This window comes from Mycolicibacterium xanthum, from assembly GCF_019710635.1.
GTDB lineage: Bacteria > Actinomycetota > Actinomycetes > Mycobacteriales > Mycobacteriaceae > Mycobacterium > Mycobacterium xanthum.
The window spans coordinates 115,789-141,556 of sequence record NZ_JAIFZS010000006.1; the positions used below are offsets into that span (position 1 = coordinate 115,789).

The following is a 25,768-nucleotide window of genomic DNA, read 5'->3' on the forward strand; positions in this document are numbered from 1 at the left end:
GGTGGGAACCGGTCCGCGACCCGCGCCGTCGGCCCGCTCAGTAGGCTGTTCTGGTGAGCGTGGCGCGCAAGTCGGACCGCAAGTGGGAGCGCGAAACCCGGCTCGGACTGATCCGGCGGGCCCGGCGGATGAACCGCACACTGGCACAGGCGTTCCCGCACGTCTACTGCGAACTGGACTTCACCGACCCGCTCGAGCTGACGGTCGCGACCATCCTGTCCGCCCAGAGCACCGACAAACGGGTCAACCTGACCACTCCCGCGTTGTTCGCCAGGTACCGCACCGCGCTGGACTACGCGCGCGCCGACCGCGCCGGGCTCGAGGAGCTGATCCGGCCCACCGGGTTCTACCGCAACAAGGCCAACTCGCTGATCCGGCTGGGCCAGGAGCTGGTCGAGCGATTCGACGGCCAGGTGCCCGGCACGCTCGACGAACTGGTCACGCTGCCCGGAGTGGGCCGCAAGACCGCGAACGTGATCCTGGGTAACGCGTTCGGCGTCCCGGGCATCACCGTCGACACCCACTTCGGCCGGCTGGTTCGCCGCTGGCGCTGGACGGCGGAGGAGGATCCCGTCAAGGTCGAGTTCGCGGTCGGTGAGCTCATCGAGCGCAGCCAGTGGACCCTGCTCAGCCACCGGGTGATCTTCCACGGCCGCCGGGTGTGTCATGCCCGCAAACCGGCCTGCGGGGTGTGTGTCCTGGCCAGGGACTGCCCGTCGTTCGGGACCGGTCCGACCGATCCGTTGATCGCCGCACCGCTGGTCAAGGGGCCCGAAACCGAGCACCTGCTCGCGCTGGCCGGGCTGTAGACCCGGTTGATGAGTGTCTCGGCCCGCTGGACCATCGCGGTGACGGTGGTGCTCATCGCGCTGGTGGCCGCGTTGTGGTCGGAGCTCGGCGACGATCCCGCCGCCACCGGGCCGACCTCGCTGCCGGGCAGCCCGAGCATGCGCGACCGGCGCGACAGCGACACCGCCGAAGCCCTGGCGGCACCCCGCGCCCGCGCCGACCTCGACCCGTGTCCCGGAGCCGGCGAGGGCCCCGGACCCGAGCGGCTTCGCGGCATCGTGCTCGAGTGTGCCGGTGACGGAACCCGGGTCGACGTCGCCCGGGCGCTGGCCGGCAAGCCGGTCGTGCTGAACCTGTGGGCCCACTGGTGTGGCCCGTGTGCCGACGAGCTGCCCGCAATGGCCGAGTACCAGCGCCGGGTCGGGCACGACGTCATGGTGGTGACGGTGCACCAGGACGAGAACGAGGCCGCGGCGTTGCTGCGCTTGGCGGAGCTGGGGGTGCACCTGCCCACCTTGCAGGACGGCCGCAGGCTGATCGCCGCAGCGCTGCGCGTACCCAACGTCATGCCGGCCACGGTGGTGCTCCGTGCGGACGGTAGCGTTGCCGAGATCCTGCCGCGGTCGTTCGCGACTGCCGACGACATCGCCGCCGCGGTCGATCCCGAGATCGGAGCGACGTGATGGGTGGCGAGCCGGGCTGGGAGGATCGGGTCGGTGACTTGACGCCCGATGCCGCCCCGCCGTGGCTGGTACCCCTGATCGGGCGCCCGGACGCGGTGAAGAACGCCTACCGCCGGCGGGTCCCCGCCGAGGTGCTCGCGGTGTTGACCGCCGCCAACACGTCGGCGGCGCTGGCGGGATCGCGGCGCGACGCCGCCGTGCTGGTGCTGTTCTCCGGGCCGTCCGGGGGCGTCGCAGGCACGCTGCCGCCGGATGCCGACCTGCTCGTCACCGTGCGCTCGGCCACGCTGCGCCACCACGCCGGTCAGGCCGCCTTTCCCGGCGGCGCGGCCGATCCGGGCGATCGGGACCCCGTCCACACCGCGCTGCGGGAGGCCAACGAGGAGACCGGGATCGAGACCGGCCGGCTGCAGCCCCTGGCCACGCTGGAGCGCATGTTCATCCCGCCGTCGGGCTTCCACGTCGTGCCGGTGCTCGCCTACTCGCCGGATCCCGGACCGGTGGCCGTGGTCGACGAATCGGAGACCGCGCACGTCGCGCGCGTTCCGGTGCGTGCGTTCGTCAACCCGGAGAACCGGATCATGGTGTACCGCCGCCAGAACACCCGCCGCACCGCGGGCCCGGCGTTCCTGCTCAACGAGATGCTGGTCTGGGGGTTCACCGGTCAGGTGATCGCGGCGATGCTGGACGTGGCCGGCTGGTCGACCTCCTGGGACACCGACCACGTGATGGAACTCGACGACGCAATGGCGCTGCTCGACGGCCAGGGCAGCTACGGTGAAGCGCAACGATGACATCGTCACAGTGGCTGGACATAGCAATCCTCGGTGTGGCGCTGGTCGCTGCCGTCTCGGGCTGGCGATCGGGGGCACCGGGTTCCCTGCTGGCTCTGGTCGGCGTCGCGCTGGGAGCCGTCGCCGGTGTGCTGCTGGCCCCGCACGTGGTCACTCACCTCAGCGGACCCCGCACAAAGCTGTTCATCACCTTGTTCCTGATCCTGGTGTTGGTGGTGGTCGGCGAGATCGCCGGTGTGGTGCTCGGCCGGGCGGTACGCGGGGCGATTCGTAACCCGGCGTTGCGGGTGGTCGACTCCGTCATCGGCGTGGCCTTGCAGCTGGTCCTGGTCCTCACCGCCGCATGGCTGCTGGGCACGGCGTTGAGTTCTTCGCCGCAACCCACGCTGGCCGCTGCGGTGCGTGATTCGAAGGTGATCGCCGAGGTCGATGCCGTCGCGCCGAGCTGGATGCGTACGGTGCCCAACCGGTTGTCGGCGCTGTGGGACAACGCCGGGCTGCACGACGTCCTCAAGCCGTTCGGCCCGACCCAGGTCGCCGCCGTCGACGTCCCGGACGCCTCGCTGGCCACGTTGGCGGTCGTCGACGCGACCCGCCCCAGCGTGGTGAAGGTCCGAGGTGTCGCGTCGAGCTGCCAGAAGGTGCTGGAGGGCAGCGGCTTCGTGGTCGCGCCGAACCGGGTGATGTCCAACGCGCACGTCGTCGCCGGCTCGGAGAGCGTCACCGTCGAGGTCGACGGCCAGGAATACCAGGCCGGGGTGGTCAGCTACGACCCCGACGCCGACATCTCGATCCTCGACGTGCCCAACCTGCCGTCGGCGCCGCTGCAGTTCGCCGACGGCGAGGCGCCGCCGGGTACCGACGGCATCGTCATGGGATATCCCGGCGGGGGAGTGTTCACCCCCACCCCGGCGCGGGTGCGCGAGGTCATCGAGCTCAACGGACCCGACATCTACCGCACGACCACGGTCACCCGCGAGGTGTACACCATCCGGGGCAGCGTGAAGCAGGGCAATTCGGGCGGCCCGATGATCAACCGCAACGGCAAGGTGCTCGGCGTGGTGTTCGGTGCCGCCGTCGACGACCCGGACACCGGGTTCGTGCTGACCGCCGAAGAGGTGGCCAGGCAGATGGCCAAGGTGGGCAACGTCGACCGCGTCCCCACCGGCACCTGCATCAATCAGTGACGGGGCGGTGGCGCGGGTAGACCTGCTGGAGGAAGCGCATCAGCTGTGCGTTGACCGTGTCCGGCGCCTCTTCGTGCCCGTAGTGCCCGGCCCCGTCGATCGACACGTAGCGGCCGTGCGGGGCGTAGTTCTGGGTCCGGTACACCGGGTCGGCGAGCACGTATGGGTCGGCGTCGCCACGCAGATGCAGCACGGGTACCGACAGCGGCCGTTTCATCGATCGCATGAACCGGCGGCCCTCGCCGCGCAGCTGGCTGCGAACCGCCCAGCGCTGGTACTCCAGCGCCGAATGCGCCGCGGACGGGATCTGGATGGCCCGTCGCAGGTGCGGGATCGTCTCGGCGAAATCCGCACTGGCCTGCCATGCGCGGCCGGCACGGCTGCGCACCAGCCGTTCGAGCTCCTCGCCGTTGTGGTGGGTCAGGGCCCGTTCCGGCCACATCGGCAGCTGGTATCCCAGCATCGACGGCAACAGTGCCCGGCCCTGGTCCCGGCGGCGCAGCGCCGAGGCCCGCAGCGCGGCCGGGTGCGGTGAGCTGACCACCGCGATCGCGTTGACCATCCGGGGGTGCAGCACCGAGGTGGCCCAGCAGACCAGACCGCCGTCGGCGTGGCCGACCAGCGTTGCGGTGTTGTGCCCGAGCGCCCGCACCAGCCCGGCGGTGTCCCCGGCCAGCGTCCAGCCGTCGTAGCCTCGGGGCGGCTTGTCGCTGGCTCCGTAGCCGCGCAGGTCGACGGCCACCACCCGGGCCCCGCTCAGACCCCTGAGCTGATGGCGCCAGGACCACCAGAACGACCCGAATCCGTGCAGCAGGATGACCAGCGGCCGGTCGGTGAGCGGTCTGGACCGGTCGTCGGCGCCCGTCCGGCGGTCGGCTTCGACGACGTGAAAGCGGATACCGTTGGCGTGCACATCGAGATGGCGCCACGGCCCGTCGATGCGCACGACCGACGGATCGGGTCGGGCCATTACCAGCCGGACGGGTCGGCAGTCGCCTGCTTGGTGTCGGTCGTCGCGACGGCCCTGGACTTGGCGGCGGCCTTGTCGGCGCCGGCGGTGAAGGCCTCGGGGATCTCCTTGACCGACTCGATCGTCTGCTGCGGCCCGCGGATGCGGCGCACCTTCAGATAGCCGAACAACGCGAACACCGCGGTGACCACGACCATGATCCCGAAAACGATCAGGAACGCGGCCCACCGCCACAGCCAGGTGTCGAGCAGCTCGGCGAGGAAGAAGAAGAAGAAAAACGTCGAGTAGAACAGCACCACCAGCGCGAGGATGAAGAAGACGCTGCCGGTCAGGCCCTTCTTGACGTCACGGGTGATCTCGGCCTTGGCGAGTTCCACCTCTGCGCGCACCAGCGTGGACACCTGGGTGGTGGCGTCCCTGACCAGATCCCCGATGGATGGATCCGGCTTCGGCGCGTGGGGATCCACCAGCGGTATCGAGGTCACGGTGGTCGGCACGCCGTTTCTGCGATCGCTCACGCCAAGCTTCCTTTTCGCCTCGGTGTCGGTCGCGTTCATGTTGCCACGTGGCGTCCCACGAAACGATTCCGGCCGACGATAGACTGTCGGGGTTTGTCGGGTAAGACGGGTCGGGCGCCTCGATTGGGGATTGACACTTGAGGATCAGCGTGTGCCGCCCGATTCTTCGCGCCCTCGTCACGGCACTGACCGTTGTGTTCGTCGCGCCGGCGCTGCCCGCGAACGCACAGTACGCGGTGACGCTCGGCGGCGGCTCCGGACTCGTGATCGATGGCGACACGCTGTGCACGTTGACCGCCATCGGCACCGACAGGCAGGGCAATCTGATCGGTTTCACCTCGGCGCACTGCGGCGGACCGGGGGCCCAGGTCGCCTCCGAGGCGGAGGAGAACGCCGGCGTGGTCGGCACCATGGTGGCCGGTAACGACTCGCTGGACTACGCGGTGATCCAGTTCGACCGCGGCAAGGTCCGGCCGGTCAACACCGTCGACGGTTTCCGCATCGACGGGCTCGGGCCCGACCCGAAGTTCGGCGACGTGGCGTGCAAGCTGGGCCGCACCACGGGCTACTCGTGTGGCGTCACCTGGGGGCCCGGTGAGGAGCCCGGCACCATCCTCAACCAGGTGTGCGGCGGGCCCGGCGACTCCGGCGCTCCGGTCACGGTGAACAACCGCCTCATCGGGATGATCCACGGAGCGTTCTCCGAGAACCTGCCGACGTGCATCGTCAAGTTCATCCCGCTGCACACGCCGGCCGTCACGATGTCGATCAACACACAGCTGGCGGATATCGCGGCCAAGGGCCGGCCCGGCAGCGGCTTCGTCCCGGTCGGCGCCGGCTGACCCGGCCGGCTGAGCCGGCGATCGGACCCGGCCGGCTGAGCCGGCGATCGGACCCGGCCTACTTGCTGGCCCGGATGGCCTCGAACACGCTGGGGTCCAGCAGCGTCGAGGTGTCGCCGAGCTCGCGTCCCTCGGCGACGTCGCGCAGCAGCCGGCGCATGATCTTGCCGCTGCGGGTCTTGGGCAGCTCGGGCACCACGTGGATCTCGCGCGGTTTGGCGATCGGGGAGATCTCGCGGGCCACCTCGGCCCGCAGTTCGTCGATCATCTGGTCGCGGCTCATGTCCGCGTGGTGTGCCTTGAGGATCACGAACGCGCAGATGCCCTGGCCGGTGTGCTCGTCGGTGGCACCCACGACGGCCGCCTCCGCGACACCGGCGTGGCCGACGAGGGCCGACTCCACCTCGGCGGTGGAGATCCGGTGGCCCGAGACGTTCATGACGTCGTCGATGCGCCCGAGCACCCAGATCTCGCCGTTGGTGCCGTAGCGCGCGCCGTCGCCGGCGAAGTACCAGCCCTGCTCGGCGAACCGCGACCAGTAGGTCTCCCTGAATCGCTCCTCATCGCCCCAGATGCCACGCAGCATCGACGGCCACGGCTTGTCGAGCACCAGGTAGCCGGTGACGTGTTCGCCGTAGTCCGGGCTGGGGGCGAGTTCGTTGCCGTCGTCGTCGACGATCTTGGCGGAGATGCCCGGCAGCGGGCGCATCGCCGACCCCGGCTTGCAGGTGGTCACCCCGGGCAGCGGCGAGATCATCGCCGCGCCGGTCTCGGTCTGCCACCAGGTGTCCACCACCGGCGTCTGGTCGCCGCCGAACACCAGGCGGTACCATCGCCACGCCTCCGGGTTGATCGGCTCGCCCACCGAGCCCAGCAGCCGCAGGCTCGACAGGTCGTGCCCGAAGGCCAGTTCGCGGCCCCACTTCATGAACGTGCGGACCACCGTCGGGGCCGTGTAATAGACTGTCACGCCGTACTTTTCGATCACCTGGAAATGCCGGTGCTCGTCCGGGGAGGCCGGCGTGCCCTCGTAGACCACCTGGGTGGCGCCGTTGGACAGCGGCCCGTACGCGATGTAGGTGTGGCCGGTGACCCAGCCAATGTCGGCGGTGCACCAGTAGACATCGGACTCGGGCTTGATGTCGAAGACGTTGAGGTGGGTGTAGGACGCCTGGGTCAGGTAGCCGCCCGAGGTGTGCATGATGCCCTTGGGCTTTCCGGTGGTACCGGAGGTGTAGAGCAGGAACAGCGGCTGTTCGGAGTCGAACGCCTCGGGGGTGTGCTCGGCTGAGGCGTTGGACACCGTGTCGTCCCACCACACGTCACGGCCGTCGGTCCACGGCACGTCCATCCCGGTACGCCGCACCACCAGAACGTGTCGGACCGGGTTGTCGTCGCCCAGGCTCTCGATCGCCTCGTCCACCCCGGCCTTCAGCGGTGCGGCCTTGCCGCGGCGGAACTGGCCGTCGGAGGTGATCACCAGCGTCGCCTGGGCGTCCTCGATGCGGGCCCGCAGCGCCGAGGCGGAGAAACCGGCGAACACGACGCTGTGCATGGCGCCGAGCCGGGCGCAGGCCAGCATCGCGACGATCGCCTCGGGCACCATCGGCATGTAGATCGCCACCCGGTCCCCGGATTTGAGGCCGAGCCCGGCCAGCGTGTTCGCCGCCCGGCAGACCTCGTCCTTGAGTTCGGAGTAAGTGATGTCGCGGGCATCGCCGACGGGCTCGCCCTCCCAGTGGATGGCCACCCGGTCACCGATGCCGGCCTCGACATGGCGGTCGACGCAGTTGTACGCGACATTGAGCCGGCCGCCGACGAACCATTTGGCGAACGGCGCGTCCGACCAGTCGAGCACCTCGGTGAACGGGGTGTCCCAGGAAAGTCGGTTGGCCTGCTTGGCCCAGAACGCCAGTCGGTCCGCCTCGGCCTCGTCGTACAACGCCTCGGTCGCGTTGGCGTTCGCGGCGAACTCGGGGTCGGGCGGATACAGCGACGGAGCTTCCACATGCGTCTCGGTCATGACTGTGAGGGTAGTCACCCAACGTTGCATTGAGGTTGGCAACTCACAACTGAGGCTGCGGGCGGCGCCAGATCCGCGACGAGCGGTGCCCGCCGGTCGGCTAGCGTGTCCGGCGTGACGGGCAGCAGGGCCGGCGACGCGGCGAATCGGGATCCGCTGGCCCCTTTGATGGCACTGGCCGGCGTCCAGCAGGCCGCCGACGATGCGCGCGAGGCGTTGGGCCGGGCGCACCGGCACCGCACCAACCTGCGCGGCTGGCCGAAGACGGCCGCCGAGGCCGCGGTGCGGGCGGCGCGGGCGTCCTCGGTGCTCGAGGGCGGCGGCCTGCAGTTCCCGCCCGCGGGCCCCGATGGCGACGGCGCCGATCCGGTGCTGGCGGGTGCGCTGCGGGTGGCCGACGCTCTCGAGGGTGGGGAAGGGGCGCTGGTCGGGGTGTGGCGGCGGGCGCCGCTGCAGGCGATCGCGCGGCTGCATGCGTTGGCCGCCGCAGACTTGGTGGCCGGCGACGCGCTGGGCCGCCCGCGCGGGGACGTCGACACCGGCCGCAGGCTGGAATTGCTCGCCGATCTCGTCACCGGTGGCACCCGGGTACCGGCGCCGGTGCTGGCCGCGGTCGCGCACGGGGAGCTGCTGACGTTGCAGCCGTTCGGCACCGCCGACGGCGTGGTGGCCCGCGCGGTGTCGCGGTTGGTCACCATCGCCGGCGGTCTGGACCCGCACGGGCTCGGGGTCCCCGAGGTGCACTGGATGCGCCGCTCCGGCGACTATCGGGCGGCGGCGCAAGGCTTTGCCTCGGGCACTCCCGACGGATTGGCGGCGTGGCTGGTGCTCAGCAGTGAAGCGCTGCACGCAGGCGCGCGGGAGGCCCTGGCCATCGCGCAGGCGATGTCGTCGTGAGGATCGCTGGGCGCGTCGCACAGCAACGCAAAGCGGGCGACGATCCGATGTGGTCTCAAGAACTGTTCCCAGCTGTTGAAACCGGCTCGGCTCGCCGCCCGCCAGCACGGATCTCCGGTTACCATGCGTGCATTCGGGGTTGCGTGGGTGGCCTCGGCGTCCTTACGAACCGTTACGTCTGAGACCCCACCCAAGAGGTCGTCATGTACGTCCGGTTTTCGCAACTACGCAGGCCCGCAACGCTTCTGCCTATTCCGCGGCATGTGCTCCGCGTGGGTTCCGGGACCCGTGCCGGGGAGCCGAGGTCGGGAGAACGAACCTTCTCTTCCGGTTCGGCCTTGGCCTCACCCGGCTTCCGTGCTTCCTTTGTACTACGTGACCCCGATCACAGCAAGGGCTAAACGCGCTCCCGGCGTCGTTCCGAACCCGGATCGTTATCGACGCGCCTCAGCTACTGCCGGGTAGCTCGGGTCAGAACGCGAATCGGCGCAGTAGGGAGTAGGTGAGCGCACCCGCCGCCAAGGCGCTCACCCCGACCGCCGCCGAGGTGGCGACCGCAGCCGTCGACGGCGCAGGCAGCCGGTCGCGGAGCGACACCGGCTTGGAGAACGTGCGCACCGGCCATCCGCGGGCGCCGGCCTCCTTGCGCAGCGCGCGGTCGGGGTTCACCACCGTCGGATGGCCCACGCTCAGCAGCATCGGTAGATCGGTGATCGAATCGGAGTAGGCGTAGCAATGCTCCAGCGCGTAACCCTCGCGGGCCGCCAGCGCCCGGATCGCCTCGGCCTTGCCCTCGCCGTAGCAGTAGAACGCGATGTCGCCGGTGTACTTCCCGTTCTCGACGACCATCCGGGTCGCCATCGCGTGGGTGGCCCCCAGCGCACGGGCGATCGGCGCGACGATCTCCTCGCCGGAGGCCGATACCACGACGACGTCGCGGCCGCACAGTTTGTGATCGGCGATCAGTTCGGCGGCCTCCGCGAAGACCAGAGGGTTGACGATCTCGTGCAGGGTCTCACCGACGATCGACTTGACCTGTTCGACGTCCCACCCCGCGCACATGTTGGTGATGTACGAGCGCATCCGGTCCATCTGGTCGTGATCGGCACCGGACATCAAGAACAGGAATTGCGCATAGCTCGACTTGAGAACTGCACGCCGATTGATTAGCCCCTGACTGAAGAAGGGTTTGCTGAAAGCCAATGTGCTGGATTTCGCGATCACGGTCTTGTCGAGATCGAAGAACGCAGCGGTGCGAATGGGACTGGCGACTGAATCGGGACCGTCGGCGGTGTGGCGAACCGCAGCCGCCGGGTCGGATGTGGTCACCGCCCCAGCATAGAGCGACACCGCGTGACAAATTGCGACAGATCGTACAAATTGGCAGTTCACGCCACGTGTCGGTGACTGCAGCCTTTCCAGGTCGTGGCCGACTTGTTGCCGTCGTGGTACTTGCGCCGGCACTGTCTTGCGTGTGTATAGTGGGCATCACTCGGCTTATGCCGAGTGTGCATCAGCCCGACCCCCCGGGGCTGATACACGACGACCTCCGCCTCCTCCCCCCCTGGCGGGGGTCGTCCCTTTTATGTGGGACTTTTCGCCCGGCGGATATATCACCGAACCTTCGCTGATTGCGGAACACCATTTTCGCCGTGCCGACCCGCGCGCTTTATTCCCAGCGCGTTATCCCCAGCGCGCGGTTCATCCACAGATTCGTGCCGCGTCGCTTCCCGACCTTTCCCGCACGGTTGCCGGGCGGCCACGCTGTGAGGCATGAGGACCGCTGAAGACATCTTGGTTCTGATCGAGGACCGCGCCCTCGCCGGTGACATCGAACGGGTGGTAGCCGCGGCCGGCCTACGGGCCGTGCGGGTCTGTGCACCGCCCGACCGTCGGGCGTGGATGGGCGCTGCGGCGGTTCTGCTCGACGCCGCATCGGCGTATCGGTGCGCCGAACGCGGTCTGGCCCGACGCCCGCGGGTACTGTTGATCAGCGGCGATGAGCCCGCGCCTGCTGATTGGCGGGCGGCCGTGGCCGTCGGCGCGCAGCAGGTTGTGACGTTGCTCACCGACGGCGATCTGATGGCGGCTCTCGCCGATGCCGCGGAGGCCGCACGCGGCGGCGACGGCCGAGGCCCGGTGGTGGCGGTCCTCGCGGGTCGGGGTGGCGCAGGTGCCTCGGTCTTCGCGACGGCGCTGGCGCGCACCGCGGTGGAATCGCTCCTGGTGGATGCGGATCCGTGGGGCGGCGGGGTGGATCTGGTGCTCGGTAGCGAGACCGAACCCGGACTGCGCTGGACCGACCTTTCACTGGAAGGCGGGCGCCTGAGCTATCGGGCACTGCGTGACGCGCTGCCCCGGCGGCACGGAGTCAGCGTGCTGTCGGGCAGTCGCGTGTTGTCTGGCGGCGATTCCAGCAACGACATCGACCCGCGCCCGCTGGCCGCGGTGATCGACGCGGGCAGTCGTGGCGGTGTCACGGTCGTGTGCGATGTGGCCCGGCAGCCGACCCCTGTGACCGACACGGCGCTGGCCGCCGCCGATCTGGTGATCTTGATCACTCCAGCGGACGTGCGATCGTGCGCGGCGGCCGCGGCGACCGCCCGCTGGGCGGCATCGGCCAACCCGAATGTCGGTGTCGTCGTGCGTGGCCCGGCTCCCGGCGGGCTTCGACCGGCCGACGTCGAGCGGATCGTGGGGCTGCCGGTGCTGGCCGCCATGCGTCCACAGCCCGGCCTCGAGGTGAGACTCGAGCACGGCGGTCTGCGGATGGGCAGGCGTTCGCCGTTGACATCGGCGGCACGCGCGGTGCTCGAGGTGGTCGGCCGTCGCCCCCAGCCCGACCGCACGGCGGGTGCCGCGTGAGCCCATCGCTGGTGGACCGGGTCCGCGAGCGGCTCGCCGCGGACGGTGCCCCGCTGCGGCCGAACGTCATCGCCGAGGCCATCCGCGCAGAGTCCGGCGGGCTGCTCGGTGACACGGAGGTCCTGAGCAGCCTGCGCGAATTGCAGACCGAGCTGGTCGGTGCCGGCGTCCTGCAGCCGCTTCTGTGCGCTGCGGGCACCACCGACGTTCTGGTGACGGCCCCCGACGCGGTATGGGTCGACGACGGGCATGGTTTGCGACGAGCCCCGGTGCGGTTCGCTGACGAAGCCGCCGTGCGCCGCCTCGCGCAGCGGCTGGCGCTGGCCGCCGGTCGGCGGCTGGACGACGCCCAGCCGTGGGTCGACGGCCAGCTGAGCGGCCTCGGTGCCGCCGGTGCCGGAGGGCCGTTCACCGTGCGGCTGCATGCGGTGCTGCCTCCGATCGCGGCCGGGGGTACCTGCCTGTCCCTGCGGGTGCTGCGTCCTGCCACCCAGGGCCTCGATGCGCTTCTCGGGTCCGGCACCATCGATGCCGAGATCGCTCCGCTGCTGCGAGACATCATCGGTACCCGGCTGGCTTTCGTGGTGTCCGGGGGTACCGGTGCGGGCAAGACGACGCTGCTGGCAGCGATGCTGGGCGCGGTGCCCGCGGGTGAGCGAATCGTGTGTGTCGAGGATGCCGCCGAGCTGTCCCCGCGCCACCCGCACCTGGTCAACCTCGTCGCGCGGGCGGCAAACGTCGAGGGAGTCGGCCAGGTCGCCGTACGCGATCTGGTCAGACAGGCACTGCGGATGCGCCCGGACCGCATCGTCGTCGGCGAGGTGCGCGGCGCCGAGGTGGTCGACCTGCTCGCCGCGTTGAACACCGGGCACGACGGCGGTGCGGGAACCGTGCACGCCAACAACCCCGCCGAGGTACCCGCCCGATTCGAGGCACTGGCCGCGCCCGCCGGGCTCGACCGGGACGCCGTGCACAGCCAACTCGCCGCGGCGATCCAGGTGGTGCTGCACATGGCCAGGGATCGCTCGGGCAGGCGGCGGCTCGGCGAGGTCGGGCTGCTGCGGCGCACCGGCAACGGCCGGGTGGGCGTGCTGCCCTGCTGGCGTGCCGGCACCGGAGCAGGCCCCGGCGCCGGAGAACTGTCCGACCTCATCGCGCAGCGGACCGGAGCATGAGCGCCGCGGCGCTGGCGCTGGCGGCGGCGTTGTTGGTCGCCCCGTGCTCGATCCGCCGACGCGTCCGGTCGCTCATACCTGCGCGGCCGGGCCACGCGCGGGTGCCGGCAGCGGCGGGCGGCGCGATCATCGCCGCCGCGGTCGCCGCGGTCGCCGCGGTGGCGGCGGTGGCCCTGCCCGGGGCCGCGGTGGTGGCGATCGGTCTGTTGGCGGCCACCCTGTTCACCCGGAGACGGAGCGCGCGGCACAGGCAGCAGGGCCGTGACGAGGCCGCCGAACTCCAGTGCGCGCTGGACGTCCTCGTCGGCGAACTGCGGATCGGCGCGCACCCTGTCGCCGCGATCGAGGCCGCCGCGTCGGAGTCGGACGGGCGGGTGGCACGGGCCCTTCGCGGCGTCGCGGCCCGGGCGGTGCTCGGCGCCGACGTCGTCGCGGGGTTGCGCGCGGAGGCCCGGCGCTCGAGGGTGCCGGCACACTGGGATCGTCTGGCGGTCTGCTGGGAGCTGGCCCAGACCCACGGGCTGGCGATCGCATCACTGATGCAGGCGGCGCGGTGCGACTTGGTCGAACGCGAGCGGTTCCGGGGACGGGTGGAGGCCGGCCTGGCCGGCGCCAGAGCCACCGCAGCCGTGCTCGCCGGGCTCCCCGCGCTGGGGGTGCTGATGGGCTGTGCCATCGGCGCCGAGCCGCTGGGGTTTCTGATGTCGCCGGGTCCGGGCGGCTGGTTTCTCCTCGTCGGCACGCTGCTGATCTGCGCCGGGCTGCTCTGGTCGGACCGGATCACCGCTCGGGTGCTCGCATGAGTTGGGCGGCGATGCTTCTCGCGATGTCGCTGTTGACCTGGCCTCGACCGCGGGCGGCCAGGATCTGGGTCGACGTGCCGGGCCGAGGGCCCGACCGGGCAGCGCCCGGCCACGACGACGAGCTGGCCGTCGCGGCCAGCCTCGAGGTTCTGGCCGCGTGCCTGCGCTGTGGGATGGCCGTGTCGATCGCGGCGGCCGGGGTCGCGGGATCCGCCCCCGCCGGGTTGGCGGCACCGCTGCGCAGGGCCGCGGATCTCCTGGCCCTCGGCGCGGATCCGGCCCGGGCCTGGGCGGGTACCGAGAATCCGCCGGACCGCTATGTCGAGGCCTTTCTACGGCTGGCGCGTCGCTCCGCGTCATCGGGCACCGCCTTGGCGCACGGAGTCGAAGAGCTCGCGGCCCGGTTGCGGGACGCGGCGGCGGACGCCGCGGCGGCCAGGGCCGAGCGTGCGGCCGTGCACATCGCGGGGCCGCTCGGGCTTTGCTATCTGCCCGCCTTCCTGTGTCTGGGCATCGTGCCCGTCGTCGCAGGCCTCGCCGGCGACATCCTCGACTCAGGAGTCCTGTGATTAAAGATGAAGGAGGAAAAGCATGGTCAGACAACGCCTTTGCCAGATGCGAGGCAGGATTGTGGCGCTCGCGGTGGCCGACGATGGGATGAGTACGGTCGAATACGCCATCGGGACGGTGGCCGCGGCGGCATTCGGCGCGATTCTCTACAGCGTCGTCACCGGAGATTCCATCGTGACCGCGCTGACGAACATCATCGCCCGCGCGCTGAACACGAGCAACTAGCCGGTGACGGCGGAATCGCCACCGTGGAAGCAGCTTTCGGAATCATCGCGCTGGTCGTGGTCCTGGTCTGCTGCCTGGCCGGAGTCGCCGCCGTGTCGACACAGGTGCGTTGCATCGACTCGGCCCGGGAGGCGGCGCGACTGGTGGCGCGCGGTGATCAGAAGGGCGCGCAGCAGGCCGCCCAGGCGATCGCCCCGGCGGGAGCGGCGGTGCGGGTGCGTCGTGACGGAGGCTTCGTCGTGGTCACCGTTACGGCGAGATCGGCCCTGCTGCCGGGAATCTCGATCGCCGCCGAGGCGCGGGCGGCAGCAGAGCCCAGGTGAGCGAGGCTCGGCCAGCCTGGTCGCCGCGGCGATGGCGGCGGCCCTGGTCTTGATTGCGGTTGCCGGTGCCCATATCGGTTCGGCCGTGATCGCGCGTCACCGCGCCCAAGCCGCAGCCGATCTCGCCGCACTCGCCGGCGCGGACGCGGTCCCGGCGGGTATCGGTGTGGCGTGCGCGAGGGCGGAGCGGCTGGCGCAGGAGATGGATGCGGTGCTGGGGTCCTGTGCGTTGGACGAACTGGACGTGGTGGTGACCGTCCGCGTGGCCCCGGGCCTGGGTGGCCGCTGGTCGGGGCCGGCCACCGCCCTCGCCAGGGCAGGGCCGCAGGAACACCGGTCGCGCTAGGAGCCCCCGGCCGTGTCCGCCTTGTCCTTGCGGGACCTGCCCTTCCGGCCGATGCCGGGTTTGGCGGAAGCGTCGGCACCGTCGAGGCCCGCTGCGGTCAACTCGGCTGCGGTGGGCAGGCGCAGAATCGCCAGCCCGGCATAGATGCCGTCGCCCAACTCCACCCGATGCACCGACACGTGCACCGGCGTCCACCCGCCACTGCGGGCGACCATGCGCAGCACGCCCGACGTCGCCCCCCCGCTGTCGAACTCGGCGGCCATCGCAGCCGCTGCGGCCTGGTCGTCGGGGTGTATCACCCGAGCGTTGATCATCCCGGCCCGCCAGTCGAAAAACGGCACGGGGTCATCGAGCCACTTGAGCAGCGTCCAATGTTGCGGGTCCACCAGTGCCCGGTACACGCCCGGCTCGGCCAGCCCGTTCAGGATTCGCTGAGCGAGGAGGTCGTGCTGGATGCTGGTCCCCTCCCGCACACTGCGCCAGTTCATCGCCCGGCAGATCAGCCGCTCGCTGCCGTCGGCCTGGACCTCGGGCATCGACCGCGCGACGAACCCCACCGTGATCTGTTCGCCGCGATAGTCGGTCACATCCCAGGTGTTGCAGATGGTCACACCCACTTCGGGCTGGATGATCATGCCGAGGATCTTGGCCTCACTGGGGTTGAGAGCACGCCGCGGCAGGTCGTCGGCGAAGGCGCGGCCGTGGGTGGCCTCGGTGGCCGGATCCCATCCGCTGATCCGCAGCGACTCCGCGGTGTCGTTCGCCGTGCCCCGGGTCAGATCCCAGATCAGCGGGCCGACCAGCGGCCGCGGCGGCGGCTCCTCGTCGGGGGTTCCGACCCAGATCTGCACACCGTGGATGCGACCGTCGGTCATCTGCACGACCTCGGTGCGGATGACCCGGTCGTTCTTCGGGGTGATGCTGCTCAAACCGCCACGCGCGCGGACTGTTTCGCCGATCGCGGTCTGGATGGCCATGAGATGGGGATTGCGCCGCAGGAAGGTGCGCACGGGCACCAGATCCTTGGTGTGGGCACCCTGGGCGACGACGGCGGGCTCGGTGCCGAGTGTCTCCACGAGCATCCAGTCGTGGGTCATGGCCAATATCTTACCGAGGGGTAAATTGCGGACCGGTCGGCCGGCCGACGAGGCGCATTCGGTGCCGATCGTCGTGGGTTGATCACCGTCGAGGAGGGTTGATCACCCTCGAGAGCGACTCAACCCCCGTCGTTGGTCAGCGCGCCGATGACCAGCCTCAACACGCGTACCGCGCCGGCCTTGTCGAGCGGATCGTTGCCGTTGCCGCATTTCGGGGACTGGACGCACGACGGGCACCCGGAGGGGCACTCGCAGGCGTCGATCGCCGAGGCGGTTGCCGACCACCAATCGGCGATCATCCGGAATCCGCGGGCGGCGAAGCCCGCCCCGCCGGGGTAGCCGTCGTAGACGAAGATCGACGGCAGCCCGTCCACCGGGCCTGCCGCCGTGGACACCCCGCCGATGTCGCCCCGGTCGCAGCTGGCGATCAACGGCAGCAACCCGATCGCGGCATGTTCGGCGGCGTGCAGTGAACCGGGTACCCGTAGCGGATCGATCCCGTTGTCCTGCAGCGCCTCCGGTGTGATCGTGCACATCACCGCCATGGTCTCGAGGGTGCGCGTCGGCATGTCGAGCTCGACGAAGTCGATCACCTCGCCGTCGAGTCGTCGCCGTAGGTAGCCGGTGACGGTGTTGCTCACCGACACCGGGACCAGGCCGACGGTGACCGGGCCGAACTCGGCATGCTCACCGGCGCCGGTGACGCTGATGTCGGTCAGTTCGCGGGCGAAGGTCGTGTACCCGGGGTCTTCGGCGTGGACGAACGCGATCCCGTCCTCGAAGTCGAGCGAGTCGACGACGTAGCTTTCGCCCTGGTGCAGGTACACCGCGCCAGGGTGGACCGCGGCGGGCGCCTGTCCGGTGCCCGTGCTGCCCAGCATCCGCCCGGTGTCGGTCTCCAGGATCGCGATCTGTCCGCCGATCGACCCGCGGATGTCCACCGCGGGGTGAGGATCCACGCCCGGGGTGGGGAAGTACCCGCTCGGCCTGCGGCGCAGCAGCCCGTCGTCGACAAGCGTGCCGGCCACCTCCTCGGCGCCCCACATCCGGACTTCGGCATCGGTCAGCGGCAGCTCGGCGGCCGCGCAAAGCAGCTGCGGCCCAAGGATGTACGGGTTGGCCGGGTCGATCACCACCCGTTCGATCGGTTTGTCCAGCAATGCCGCAGGGTGATGCACCAGGTAGGTGTCCAGCGGGTCGTCACGGGCGATCAGCACGATCAGTGCACCCTGCCCGCGTCGGCCCGCCCGACCGGCCTGCTGCCAGAACGAGGCCACGGTCCCGGGGAACCCGGCCAGCACAACGGCGTCCAGGCCGGCGATGTCCACCCCCAGCTCCAATGCGTTGGTGGTCGCCAGGCCGCGCAGTTCGCCGTCGGCCAGCGCGCGTTCCAGCGCCCGGCGGTCCTCGGCGAGATACCCGGACCGGTAGGAGGCCACCTGTGCGGCCAGATCCGGTGTCGTGTCGGACAGTCGGGCCCTGGCGCCCAGGGCGACGAGTTCGGCGCCACGTCGCGAGCGCACGAACGTCAGTGTCCGGGCACCCTCGGTGATCAGGTCGGCCATCACACGGGACGCCTCGGCGCCCGCGGACCGGCGAACGGGTGCCCCGTTCTCGCCGATCAGATCACCGATCAGCGCCGGCTCCCACAGCGCGACCGTGCGTGCGCCCCGGGGGGAGCCGTCGTCGGTCACCGCCCGGACGGTCTGGCCGATCAGTTCGGAGGCGGTGGCCTCGGGTTCGGCGGTGGTCGCGCTGGCGAAGATGACGGTGGGTCCGCCCACCTGCCCGCCGGGCGGCGCGTAGCGCGCGCACAGGCGTAGCAGGCGACGCAGGACCATCGCCACGTTGGAGCCGAAAATTCCCCGGTAGTAATGACATTCGTCGACAACCAGGTAGCGCAGCTGGCGCAGGAACACCGCCCAGCGGGCGTGGTTGCGCAACATCGACAGGTGGATCATGTCGGGGTTGGAGAAGATCCACCGCGACCGCTCCCTGGCGAAACGGCGGACCTCGGAAGGACTGTCGCCGTCATACGGCGTCGGCGCGACGTCGGCGAGCCTGGGTACCGCCCCGGTCAGCGTCGCGGCGGCGCGCAACTGATCGTGTCCGAGCGCCTTGGTCGGGGACAGGTACAGCGCTCGCGCCCTCGGGTTTTCCGCCAGCGCCGTCAGGATCGGCAACTGGTAGGCCAGGGACTTGCCCGACGCGGTCCCGGTGCTCAATACCACATGGCTGCCGTCGTGCGCCAGATCGGCGGCCGACCGCTGATGCGACCACGGTTCGGCCACACCCTGATCAAGGAAGGCTCGCACCACATCTGGGTCGGCCCAGGACGGCCAGCGACCGGACCTGGCCCGGCGCGCAGGTAGATCCGCGACGTGCCGCAGGGGGTGTTCGTCGGCCGCGGTGCCGTCTACCGCGCACGCGAGCAGCTCACGACCGAAATCGGGCGCCGAATCCATCACCGAGCACCTCCCGCGTGTCGCCTGTCCACCGCCCGAAACCCGCCCCATGTGAATTGTTCACTACGTGATTGCGTTGAGACTGTCGCCGCAGGCCGGAACGTGATTGACTACTCGCGGTCGCAGCTTCTGTGTTCGTGTCCCAACACTCGCAGGAACGACGTTGCGATCGCGGTTCCTGCGAGGGTTGTAGGTCGGGTCGAGTTCCGAGCACTCCACGAAGGTATGGCGGTCGGAACGGGCCCGGTCTTCCGAAGGACGGTGGACCGCACCCGGTGAATACAGAGAAGGAAAGTACGAAAGATGCCACAGGGAACTGTGAAGTGGTTCAACGCGGAGAAGGGGTTCGGCTTCATCGCGCCTGAAGATGGGTCGGCGGACGTGTTTGTTCACTACACGGAGATCCAGGGAAGCGGCTTCCGCACCCTCGAGGAGAACCAGAAGGTCGAGTTCGAGGTCGGCCAGAGCCCCAAGGGGCCGCAGGCCACCGGCGTTCGGACCATCTGAGCGGCCACCGAAGACCACCGAGCCCTCGGCTCGAAACCACATCGAACACCCCCGCGTCATCGCTCTGGACGGCGCGGGGGTTGTTCCTTTCCGGGTTGATCCGTTCGGCGCGAACTCGGTGCGGCCCGGTATCCCGACTGGACGGGCAGGCTGCCCTAGGGTCGGGAGTGTGAGCCAGCTGTCCTTCTTCTCGGCGGAGTCGGTGCCCCCGGCGATCGCCGATCTGACGGGGATGCTGGCCGGCCCGGGACAGGTGGTGCTCGTCAGCGGTGCCGACGGACAGGCGGCGCGGCTGTCCGTGGTGGTGGACCGGATGTGGCGCGCCGAGGCGCTGGCCGAGATGATCGCCGACGCCGGCGTGCAGCCGGAGATCGTCCGCACCGACGAGAACACCCCGCTGGTGCGCACGGCGGTGGACGCCCGGCTGGTCGGGATCGCCGAGGAATGGACCAGGGGGGCGGTCAAGACGGTGCCCCCGCAGTGGCTGCCGGGCCCACGCGAGCTGCGGGCCTGGACGCTGGCGGCAGGCTCGCGGGAGGCCGACCGCTATCTGCTGGGGCTGGACCCGCATGCCCCCGACACGCATTCCGCGCTCGCGTCGGCGATGATGAGGGTGGGAATCGCGCCGACGTTGATCGGCACCAGGGGGTCACGTCCGGCGTTGCGGATCAGTGGGCGACGGCGGCTGTCTCGCCTGGTAGAGAACGTGGGGGAACCTCCGGCCGATCCCGAGGCGTTGTCGCAGTGGCCCAGCGTCCAGCCGGTCTGAGGCCGTCCGAGGGGGGAGGGCCGGTTTGCGTCGGCAGGCCGGGGGTGCGAAATTGTCAGTTGCCATCGCGGGCCGCATGAGTGAAATGCGAACCTGCGGGCAGCAGAAGAGGTGGAGCTAGATCGGTGAACAGACCAGGTGGCTGACGGGGACCGCGGCAGCGGGGGAAATGGAACTGTCCGGCGACTCGTCATTGTCGAGTCGCCCACCAAGGCGCGCAAAATCGCTGGTTATCTGGGTTCCAACTACATCGTCGAATCCTCCCGTGGCCATATCCGGGACCTGCCACGCGCCGCCGCCGATGTGCCCGCCAAGTACAAATCCGAGCCGTGGGCCCGGCTGGGGGTCAACGTCGACGCCGACTTCGAGCCGCTCTACATCATCAGCCCGGACAAGAAGGCCACGGTTGCTGAGCTGAAGGACCTGCTCAAGAACGTCGACGAGCTCTACCTGGCCACCGACGGCGACCGGGAGGGCGAGGCGATCGCCTGGCACCTGCTCGAGACACTCAAACCGCGCATACCGGTCAAGCGGATGGTGTTCCACGAGATCACCGAGCCGGCGATCCGCGCCGCCGCCGCGGACCCCCGCGACCTGGACAACGACCTGGTCGACGCCCAGGAGACCCGCCGTATCCTCGACCGGCTCTACGGCTACGAGGTCAGCCCGGTGCTGTGGAAGAAGGTCGCGCCGAAGCTGTCGGCGGGGCGCGTGCAGTCGGTCGCGACCCGCATCATCGTCCAGCGCGAACGTGAACGGATGGCGTTCCGCAGCGCGGCGTACTGGGACGTGACCGCCGAGCTCGACGCCAGCGTGTCCGATGCCCAGGCCAGCCCGCCGACGTTCACCGCCAAGCTCAACACCGTCGACGGGCGGCGGGTGGCCACCGGCAGGGACTTCGACTCGCTGGGTGCGGTGCGCAAGCCCGACGAGGTGCTGGTGCTCGACGAGTCCGCCGCCGGCGCGCTGGCGGCCGGACTGCGCGGTGCCCAGCTGGCCGTCAGCTCGGTCGAGCAGAAGCCGTACACCCGCCGGCCCTATGCGCCGTTCATGACCTCGACGCTGCAGCAGGAGGCGGGCCGCAAGCTGCGGTTCTCCTCCGAGCGCACGATGAGCATCGCCCAGCGCCTCTACGAGAACGGCTACATCACCTACATGCGTACCGACTCGACCACGCTGTCGCAGTCGGCCATCGAGGCGGCGCGTAGCCAGGCCCGTCAGCTCTACGGCGAGGAATACCTGCATCCGACGCCGCGGCAGTACACCCGCAAGGTCAAGAACGCCCAGGAGGCCCACGAGGCCATCCGGCCGGCCGGTGACGTGTTCCAGACCCCCGGTCAGCTGCACTCGGCGCTGGACACCGACGAGTTCCGGCTCTACGAGCTGATCTGGCAGCGCACCGTGGCCTCGCAGATGGCCGATGCCCGTGGCACCACGTTGAGCCTGCGCATCGCCGGCACCGCCGTCTCCCGCACGATTGACGGCACCGCCGTCGGCGGCGAGCAGGTGGTGTTCAACGCCAGCGGCCGTACCCTCACGTTCCCGGGCTTCCTGAAGGCCTACGTGGAGAGCATCGACGAGCTCGCCGGTGGCGAGTCCGACGACGCCGAGAGCAGGTTGCCCAACCTGACCCAGGGCCAGCGTGTCGATGCCAGGGATCTGACCGCAGACGGGCACTCGACCTCGCCGCCGGCCCGCTACACCGAGGCGTCGCTGATCAAGGCGCTCGAGGATCTCGGCATCGGCAGGCCGTCGACGTACAGCTCGATCATCAAGACCATCCAGGACCGCGGCTACGTCCAGAAGAAGGGCAGCGCACTGGTGCCGTCCTGGGTGGCGTTCGCGGTCACCGGGCTGCTCGAACAGCATTTCGGCCGCCTGGTCGACTACGACTTCACCGCCGCGATGGAAGACGAGCTCGACGAGATCGCCGCGGGACACGAGCGAAGGACCAACTGGCTCAACAACTTCTACTTCGGTGGTCAGCACGGGGTGGATGGTTCGATCGCCCGCGCCGGTGGGCTGAAGAAGCTCGTCGGCGGCAACCTCGAAGGGATCGACGCCCGAGAGGTCAACTCCATCAAGCTGTTCGACGACTCCGAGGGGCGCGCGGTCAACGTCCGGGTCGGCCGCAACGGCCCGTACCTGGAACGCATGGTCGTCGACCCCGACGATCCCGACGGTGAGCTCAAGCCTCAGCGTGCCAACCTCAACGATGAGCTGACCCCGGATGAGCTGACCCTGGAGCTGGCCGAAAAGCTTTTCGCCACACCGCAAGAGGGCCGTTCGCTGGGAATCGATCCGGACACCGGTCACGAGATCGTGGCCAAGGACGGCCGCTACGGCCCGTACGTGACCGAGGTGCTGCCGGAGCCGCCGCCTGACGACGGCGAGGCGGGCTCGACGGCCAAGAAGGGCAAGAAGCCGACCGGCCCGAAGCCGCGCACCGGCTCGCTGCTGCGGTCGATGGACCTGGAGACGGTGACGCTCGAGGACGCCCTGAAGCTGCTGTCGCTGCCGCGGTTGGTCGGGGTGGACCCGGCCAACGGCGAGGAGATCATCGCCCAGAACGGCCGCTACGGGCCTTACCTGAAACGCGGAACCGATTCGCGGTCGCTGGCCACCGAGGACCAGATCTTCGACATCACCCTCGACGAGGCGCTCAAGATCTACGCCGAGCCGAAGCGGCGTGGCGGGCAGCGCGCGGCGGCACCGCCGCTGCGCGAGCTGGGCGACGACCCGGTCAGCGGCAAGCCGATGGTCATCAAGGACGGCCGGTTCGGCCCCTACGTCACCGACGGCGAGACCAACGCCAGCCTGCGCAAGGGCGACGACGTGCTGTCGATCACCGACGAGCGGGCGGCCGAGCTGCTGGCCGACCGCCGGGCCAGGGGACCGGTCAAACGGACCCGCAAGGCCACCAAGAAGGCACCCGCGAAGAAGGCGGCCAAAAAGGGCTAGCCGGGTCGGCGACTCAGCTCGTCGGCGATCTTGGTGGGTTCGCCGGCCACCGCCAGATTCATCGGCCGGGCCAGCTGGGTCGGCGCGGTGCGGCCGCGCAACTCGACGATCTCGCCGACGTCCCAGCACAGCGCCTCGGCGTCCAGGGCGTCGCTGACGGCGACGGCCGAGGCCAGCACGTGGCCCTTCTCCATCTTGGCGAGCTCGGTCAGCCGGGCCGCCTCGTTGACCGGGTCGCCGATCACGGTGTACTCGAACCGGGCCTGGGCGCCGATGTGGCCGGCGATCGCCCGACCGGCCGACACCCCGATCCCGAAGTCGGTCTCGCCGAGCACGTTGATCAACTCGTCGTGCAGCTCACGGGAGGCCGCCAGCGCGGCCCCGGAGGCGTCGGGATGCTCGATCGGGGCGCCGAAAATGGCCAGCGCCGCGTCACCCTGGAACTTGTTGACGAACCCGCCGTGCCGGTTCACGGTGTCGACGACCACCCGGAAGAAGTCGTTGAGCAGATTGACCACCTGGGCCGCCGGGATGGTGGCGGCCAGGTGGGTCGATCCGACCAGGTCGACGAACAGCACCGCGACCTCGCGTTCCTGGCCGCCCAGCTCGGTGCCGCGTTCCAGCGCGCGGCGCGCGACGTCCTCGCCGACGTAGCGGCCGAACAGATCGCGCAGCCGCTGCCGCTCGGCGAGGTCGCGCACCATGTCGTTGAACCCGGCCTGCAGCAGGCCCAGCTCGCTGGCGTCGTAGATCTGCATGTGTGCGTTGTAGTTGCCGCGCTGCACCTCGCCCAGGGCCCAGCGCAGCTGGCGCAACGGGTCGGCGATCGACATCGCCACCAGCACGGTGCTGGACAGCCCGATCACCAGCGCGACGATCGCCAGCAGCAGGATCGTGGTGATCAGCTGGTCGGCGGGCGCGGTGAGCACCTCGAACTTGCTGGCCGCCAGGGCGAGCACGATGGCCAGCACCGGGACGCCGGTGGACAGCACCCAGGTCAGCACCTGGCGCAGGATGACCCCGGGCGCGCGGAAGGTCTCCGGCACCCCGCCGCGCAGCGCGGCGACCGCCACCGGTCGCAGCACCCGCTCGGACTGCAGGTAGCCGATGATCGCGGTCGCGGTGGCGCCCAGTCCGGTCGCCACGGCCACCACCGGCGCCGACTTGCTGGCCACCGGCCAGCTCGCCACGATGAACACCACCGAGCCGAGCAGCCAGTTGGTGGCGCTGATCACCGAACGGTAGAACGGCATCTTCAGCGCCCGCATGCGGGCCACCTCGGTGTCGGCCGGGTCGCGGTCGCCCAGCAGCATGTCCCGGCGCTGCCAGCGCATCACCGGGATGAGCATGCGCAGCGTCAGGTACGAGGCCACGGTGAACGACACGAACAGGTAGGTCAGGAAGATCGCCAGGTTGGAGGCCGGGAGGTCCTGCAGCTGGATGCGATCCTCGGGCGGCAGCCCGAACCGCAGGAAGCCCAGCACCAGCAGCGCGCCGATGATGTCGGCCTGCAGCATGCCCAGCGTGAACACCGGCCATGGGGTGCGCGCGACCCATCGGACGAATGCACTGATCCGCCCCACCTCGGTCGCCTCCGCAGCCATCCGTTCACCGTATCGGTCGGAACTGACCCGGACGGGGCGTCTGGGACGGACGTGTCGGTTCGCAGCACTACTGTTATGGGCGATGACGGGTGTTTTCTCGCGCCTGGTGGGCCAGGGTGCGGTCGAGAAAGAGCTGATGGCAGCGGCGCGGGCGGCCCGGGGTGATTCCACTCACAGAGCCGGCCGGGATGTGAGGGATACCGCTGCCCGGCCGGCCGGGTCGGCGGGGGCGATGACCCACGCCTGGCTGATCACCGGTCCGCCCGGGTCCGGGCGATCCGTCGCGGCACTGTGTTTCGCCGCCGCGCTGCAGTGCACCTCGACGGGCGATCCCGGTTGCGGTGAATGCCGGGCCTGCACCACCACGATGGCCGGTACGCACGCCGACGTACGCCGCATCGTGCCGGAGGGGCTCTCCATCGGGGTCGACGCGATGCGCACCATCGTGCAGATCGCATCGCGCCGCCCCGGCACCGGTCGATGGCAGGTCGTCGTCGTCGAGGATGCCGACCGGCTGACCGAGGGGGCGGCCAACGCGCTGCTGAAAGTGGTCGAGGAGCCACCGCCGTCGACGGTGTTCCTGCTGTGCGCGCCCTCGGTGGATCCGGAGGACATCGCGATCACGTTGCGTTCCCGGTGCCGCCACGTCGCCCTGGTCACCCCGTCGGTGGATGCCATCGCCAGGGTGCTGGTGGATTCCGACGGGCTGACCGAGCAGGACGCGGCATGGGCGGCCTCGGTCAGCGGCGGTCATGTCGGGCGGGCGCGGCGGCTGGCCACCGACGAGCAGGCTCGGCAACGGCGGCAGCGTGCGCTGGGTCTGGCTCGCGAGGCGGCCACGCCGTCGCGGGCGTTCGCCGCCGCCGAGGAGCTGGTGGCCGCTGCCGAAGCGGAGGCCAAGGCCCTCACCGAGGACCGCAACGAGGCCGAGGCCGAGGAGCTGCGCACGGCGCTCGGGGCGGGTGGGACCGGCAAGGGTACCGCCGGGACCATGCGGGGGTCCACCGGGGCGCTCAAGGATCTCGAGCGCCGGCAGAAATCCCGGCAGACCCGGGCCTCGCGCGACGCGCTGGATCGCGCACTGATCGACCTGGCAACCTACTTCCGCGACGCGCTGCTGGTGGCCTCGGGTGCCGGCGGGGTCTCGGCGAACCACCCCGACATGGCGGACAAGGTGGCCGCGCTGGCTGCACACGCTTCGCCGGAGAAGCTGTTGCGCTGCATCGAGGCGGTGCTGGAGTGCCGCGAGGCGCTGGCCGTCAACGTGAAACCCAAGTTCGCCGTGGACGCGATGGTGGGCACCGTCGGACAGGCGCTGCGCGGCTGACTTGGGTGCCCGGGGACCCCTGCCGTAG

At 70.3% G+C, this 25,768-nt stretch carries 24 protein-coding genes; 17 read left to right on the plus strand and 7 right to left on the minus strand.

The window, feature by feature from the left end; translation table 11 throughout:
• Window positions 1–53: 53 nt before the first annotated feature.
• The 4 genes from nth to marP are packed head-to-tail and all read left to right on the plus strand — an operon-like array spanning window position 54 to window position 3,453.
• Window positions 54–809, plus strand: coding sequence for an endonuclease III (gene nth, locus JDV09_RS03725; protein WP_308123992.1), 756 nt, complete (start codon window positions 54–56; stop codon window positions 807–809).
• A 9-nt stretch (window positions 810–818) separates the two neighbouring features.
• Window positions 819–1,472, plus strand: coding sequence for a TlpA family protein disulfide reductase (locus JDV09_RS03730; protein ID WP_221367764.1), 654 nt, complete (start codon window positions 819–821; stop codon window positions 1,470–1,472).
• Complete coding sequence (locus JDV09_RS03735; RefSeq protein WP_221367765.1) at window positions 1,472–2,266, plus strand: NUDIX hydrolase; 795 nt, start codon at window positions 1,472–1,474, stop codon at window positions 2,264–2,266. Before JDV09_RS03730 ends, JDV09_RS03735 begins: the two co-directional genes overlap by 1 nt.
• Complete coding sequence (marP, locus tag JDV09_RS03740; protein WP_221367766.1) at window positions 2,263–3,453, plus strand: acid resistance serine protease MarP; 1,191 nt, start codon at window positions 2,263–2,265, stop codon at window positions 3,451–3,453. Before JDV09_RS03735 ends, marP begins: the two co-directional genes overlap by 4 nt.
• Here the strand turns inward: marP and JDV09_RS03745 are convergent.
• Both JDV09_RS03745 and JDV09_RS03750 read right to left on the minus strand, forming a co-directional pair.
• The gene (locus tag JDV09_RS03745) at window positions 3,443–4,423 is read right to left on the minus strand and encodes an alpha/beta fold hydrolase (RefSeq protein ID WP_221367767.1); all 981 of its coding nucleotides are present in this window, start codon (window positions 4,421–4,423) and stop codon (window positions 3,443–3,445) included. The genes marP and JDV09_RS03745 overlap by 11 nt on opposite strands.
• Complete coding sequence (locus JDV09_RS03750; RefSeq protein WP_221367768.1) at window positions 4,423–4,980, minus strand: phage holin family protein; 558 nt, start codon at window positions 4,978–4,980, stop codon at window positions 4,423–4,425. The genes JDV09_RS03745 and JDV09_RS03750 overlap by 1 nt, the downstream gene beginning before the upstream one ends.
• A gap of 98 nt (window positions 4,981–5,078) precedes the next feature.
• On the opposite strand from JDV09_RS03750, the gene JDV09_RS03755 reads away from it, so the two are divergent.
• Window positions 5,079–5,783 (plus strand): chymotrypsin family serine protease, encoded by a 705-nt coding sequence (locus tag JDV09_RS03755; protein ID WP_443678022.1) that lies wholly within the window; start codon window positions 5,079–5,081, stop codon window positions 5,781–5,783.
• A 58-nt stretch (window positions 5,784–5,841) separates the two neighbouring features.
• Here the strand turns inward: JDV09_RS03755 and acs are convergent, their stop codons facing one another.
• Entirely contained in the window at window positions 5,842–7,806 is a 1,965-nt protein-coding gene (gene acs / locus JDV09_RS03760; protein WP_221367769.1) for an acetate--CoA ligase, read from the minus strand.
• Between the two features lie 168 nt (window positions 7,807–7,974).
• Here acs and JDV09_RS03765 point away from each other — a divergent pair, with 168 nt between their 5' ends.
• Window positions 7,975–8,703, plus strand: coding sequence for a Fic family protein (locus tag JDV09_RS03765; protein ID WP_221367880.1), 729 nt, complete (start codon window positions 7,975–7,977; stop codon window positions 8,701–8,703).
• A 471-nt stretch (window positions 8,704–9,174) separates the two neighbouring features.
• On the opposite strand, the gene JDV09_RS03770 is transcribed toward JDV09_RS03765, so the two are convergent.
• On the minus strand, window positions 9,175–10,032 hold the full coding sequence (locus JDV09_RS03770) for an HAD-IB family hydrolase (protein ID WP_221367770.1): 858 nt from the start codon (window positions 10,030–10,032) through the stop codon (window positions 9,175–9,177).
• 444 nt (window positions 10,033–10,476) lie between these two features.
• Here JDV09_RS03770 and ssd point away from each other — a divergent pair, with 444 nt between their 5' ends.
• Genes ssd through JDV09_RS03805 form a run of 7 tightly spaced genes read left to right on the plus strand, consistent with a single transcriptional unit; the run spans window position 10,477 to window position 15,010 of the window.
• Window positions 10,477–11,568, plus strand: a complete 1,092-nt coding sequence (gene ssd, locus JDV09_RS03775; RefSeq protein WP_221367771.1) for a septum site-determining protein Ssd — start codon at window positions 10,477–10,479, stop codon at window positions 11,566–11,568.
• Window positions 11,565–12,743 (plus strand): TadA family conjugal transfer-associated ATPase, encoded by a 1,179-nt coding sequence (locus JDV09_RS03780; RefSeq protein ID WP_221367772.1) that lies wholly within the window; start codon window positions 11,565–11,567, stop codon window positions 12,741–12,743. Before ssd ends, JDV09_RS03780 begins: the two co-directional genes overlap by 4 nt.
• Entirely contained in the window at window positions 12,740–13,546 is an 807-nt protein-coding gene (locus JDV09_RS03785; RefSeq protein WP_221367773.1) for a type II secretion system F family protein, read from the plus strand. The genes JDV09_RS03780 and JDV09_RS03785 overlap by 4 nt, the downstream gene beginning before the upstream one ends.
• Complete coding sequence (locus tag JDV09_RS03790; RefSeq protein WP_221367774.1) at window positions 13,543–14,115, plus strand: type II secretion system F family protein; 573 nt, start codon at window positions 13,543–13,545, stop codon at window positions 14,113–14,115. The genes JDV09_RS03785 and JDV09_RS03790 overlap by 4 nt, the downstream gene beginning before the upstream one ends.
• A gap of 46 nt (window positions 14,116–14,161) precedes the next feature.
• Window positions 14,162–14,341, plus strand: a complete 180-nt coding sequence (locus JDV09_RS03795; protein WP_372452837.1) for a DUF4244 domain-containing protein — start codon at window positions 14,162–14,164, stop codon at window positions 14,339–14,341.
• Between the two features lie 23 nt (window positions 14,342–14,364).
• Complete coding sequence (locus JDV09_RS03800; RefSeq protein ID WP_221367776.1) at window positions 14,365–14,664, plus strand: TadE family type IV pilus minor pilin; 300 nt, start codon at window positions 14,365–14,367, stop codon at window positions 14,662–14,664.
• Between the two features lie 31 nt (window positions 14,665–14,695).
• On the plus strand, window positions 14,696–15,010 hold the full coding sequence (locus tag JDV09_RS03805) for an Rv3654c family TadE-like protein (RefSeq protein WP_221367777.1): 315 nt from the start codon (window positions 14,696–14,698) through the stop codon (window positions 15,008–15,010).
• Here JDV09_RS03805 and JDV09_RS03810 read toward each other — a convergent pair.
• Together JDV09_RS03810 and sftH are read right to left on the minus strand one after the other, a co-directional pair.
• Window positions 15,007–16,107, minus strand: coding sequence for a PAS domain-containing protein (locus tag JDV09_RS03810; protein WP_221367778.1), 1,101 nt, complete (start codon window positions 16,105–16,107; stop codon window positions 15,007–15,009). The genes JDV09_RS03805 and JDV09_RS03810 overlap by 4 nt on opposite strands.
• A gap of 119 nt (window positions 16,108–16,226) precedes the next feature.
• Complete coding sequence (sftH, locus tag JDV09_RS03815; RefSeq protein ID WP_221367779.1) at window positions 16,227–18,572, minus strand: DNA 3'-5' helicase SftH; 2,346 nt, start codon at window positions 18,570–18,572, stop codon at window positions 16,227–16,229.
• A 303-nt stretch (window positions 18,573–18,875) separates the two neighbouring features.
• Here sftH and JDV09_RS03820 point away from each other — a divergent pair, with 303 nt between their 5' ends.
• The 3 genes from JDV09_RS03820 (at window position 18,876) to topA (ending at window position 22,809) form a co-directional block, all read left to right on the plus strand.
• Window positions 18,876–19,079: a cold-shock protein gene (locus JDV09_RS03820; RefSeq protein WP_011562175.1), complete on the plus strand. Its 204-nt coding sequence runs from the start codon at window positions 18,876–18,878 to the stop codon at window positions 19,077–19,079.
• 169 nt (window positions 19,080–19,248) lie between these two features.
• Entirely contained in the window at window positions 19,249–19,848 is a 600-nt protein-coding gene (locus tag JDV09_RS03825) for a hypothetical protein (RefSeq protein WP_221367780.1), read from the plus strand.
• 138 nt (window positions 19,849–19,986) lie between these two features.
• Entirely contained in the window at window positions 19,987–22,809 is a 2,823-nt protein-coding gene (gene topA / locus JDV09_RS03830) for a type I DNA topoisomerase (RefSeq protein ID WP_221367781.1), read from the plus strand.
• Here topA and JDV09_RS03835 read toward each other — a convergent pair.
• Window positions 22,806–24,413: an adenylate/guanylate cyclase domain-containing protein gene (locus tag JDV09_RS03835; protein WP_221367782.1), complete on the minus strand. Its 1,608-nt coding sequence runs from the start codon at window positions 24,411–24,413 to the stop codon at window positions 22,806–22,808. The two genes, topA and JDV09_RS03835, sit on opposite strands and share 4 nt — an antisense overlap.
• 82 nt (window positions 24,414–24,495) lie before the next feature.
• Between JDV09_RS03835 and JDV09_RS03840 the strand changes: the two genes are divergently transcribed.
• Window positions 24,496–25,740: a DNA polymerase III subunit delta' gene (locus JDV09_RS03840; RefSeq protein WP_221367783.1), complete on the plus strand. Its 1,245-nt coding sequence runs from the start codon at window positions 24,496–24,498 to the stop codon at window positions 25,738–25,740.
• The last annotated feature ends 28 nt before the right edge of the window (window positions 25,741–25,768 follow it).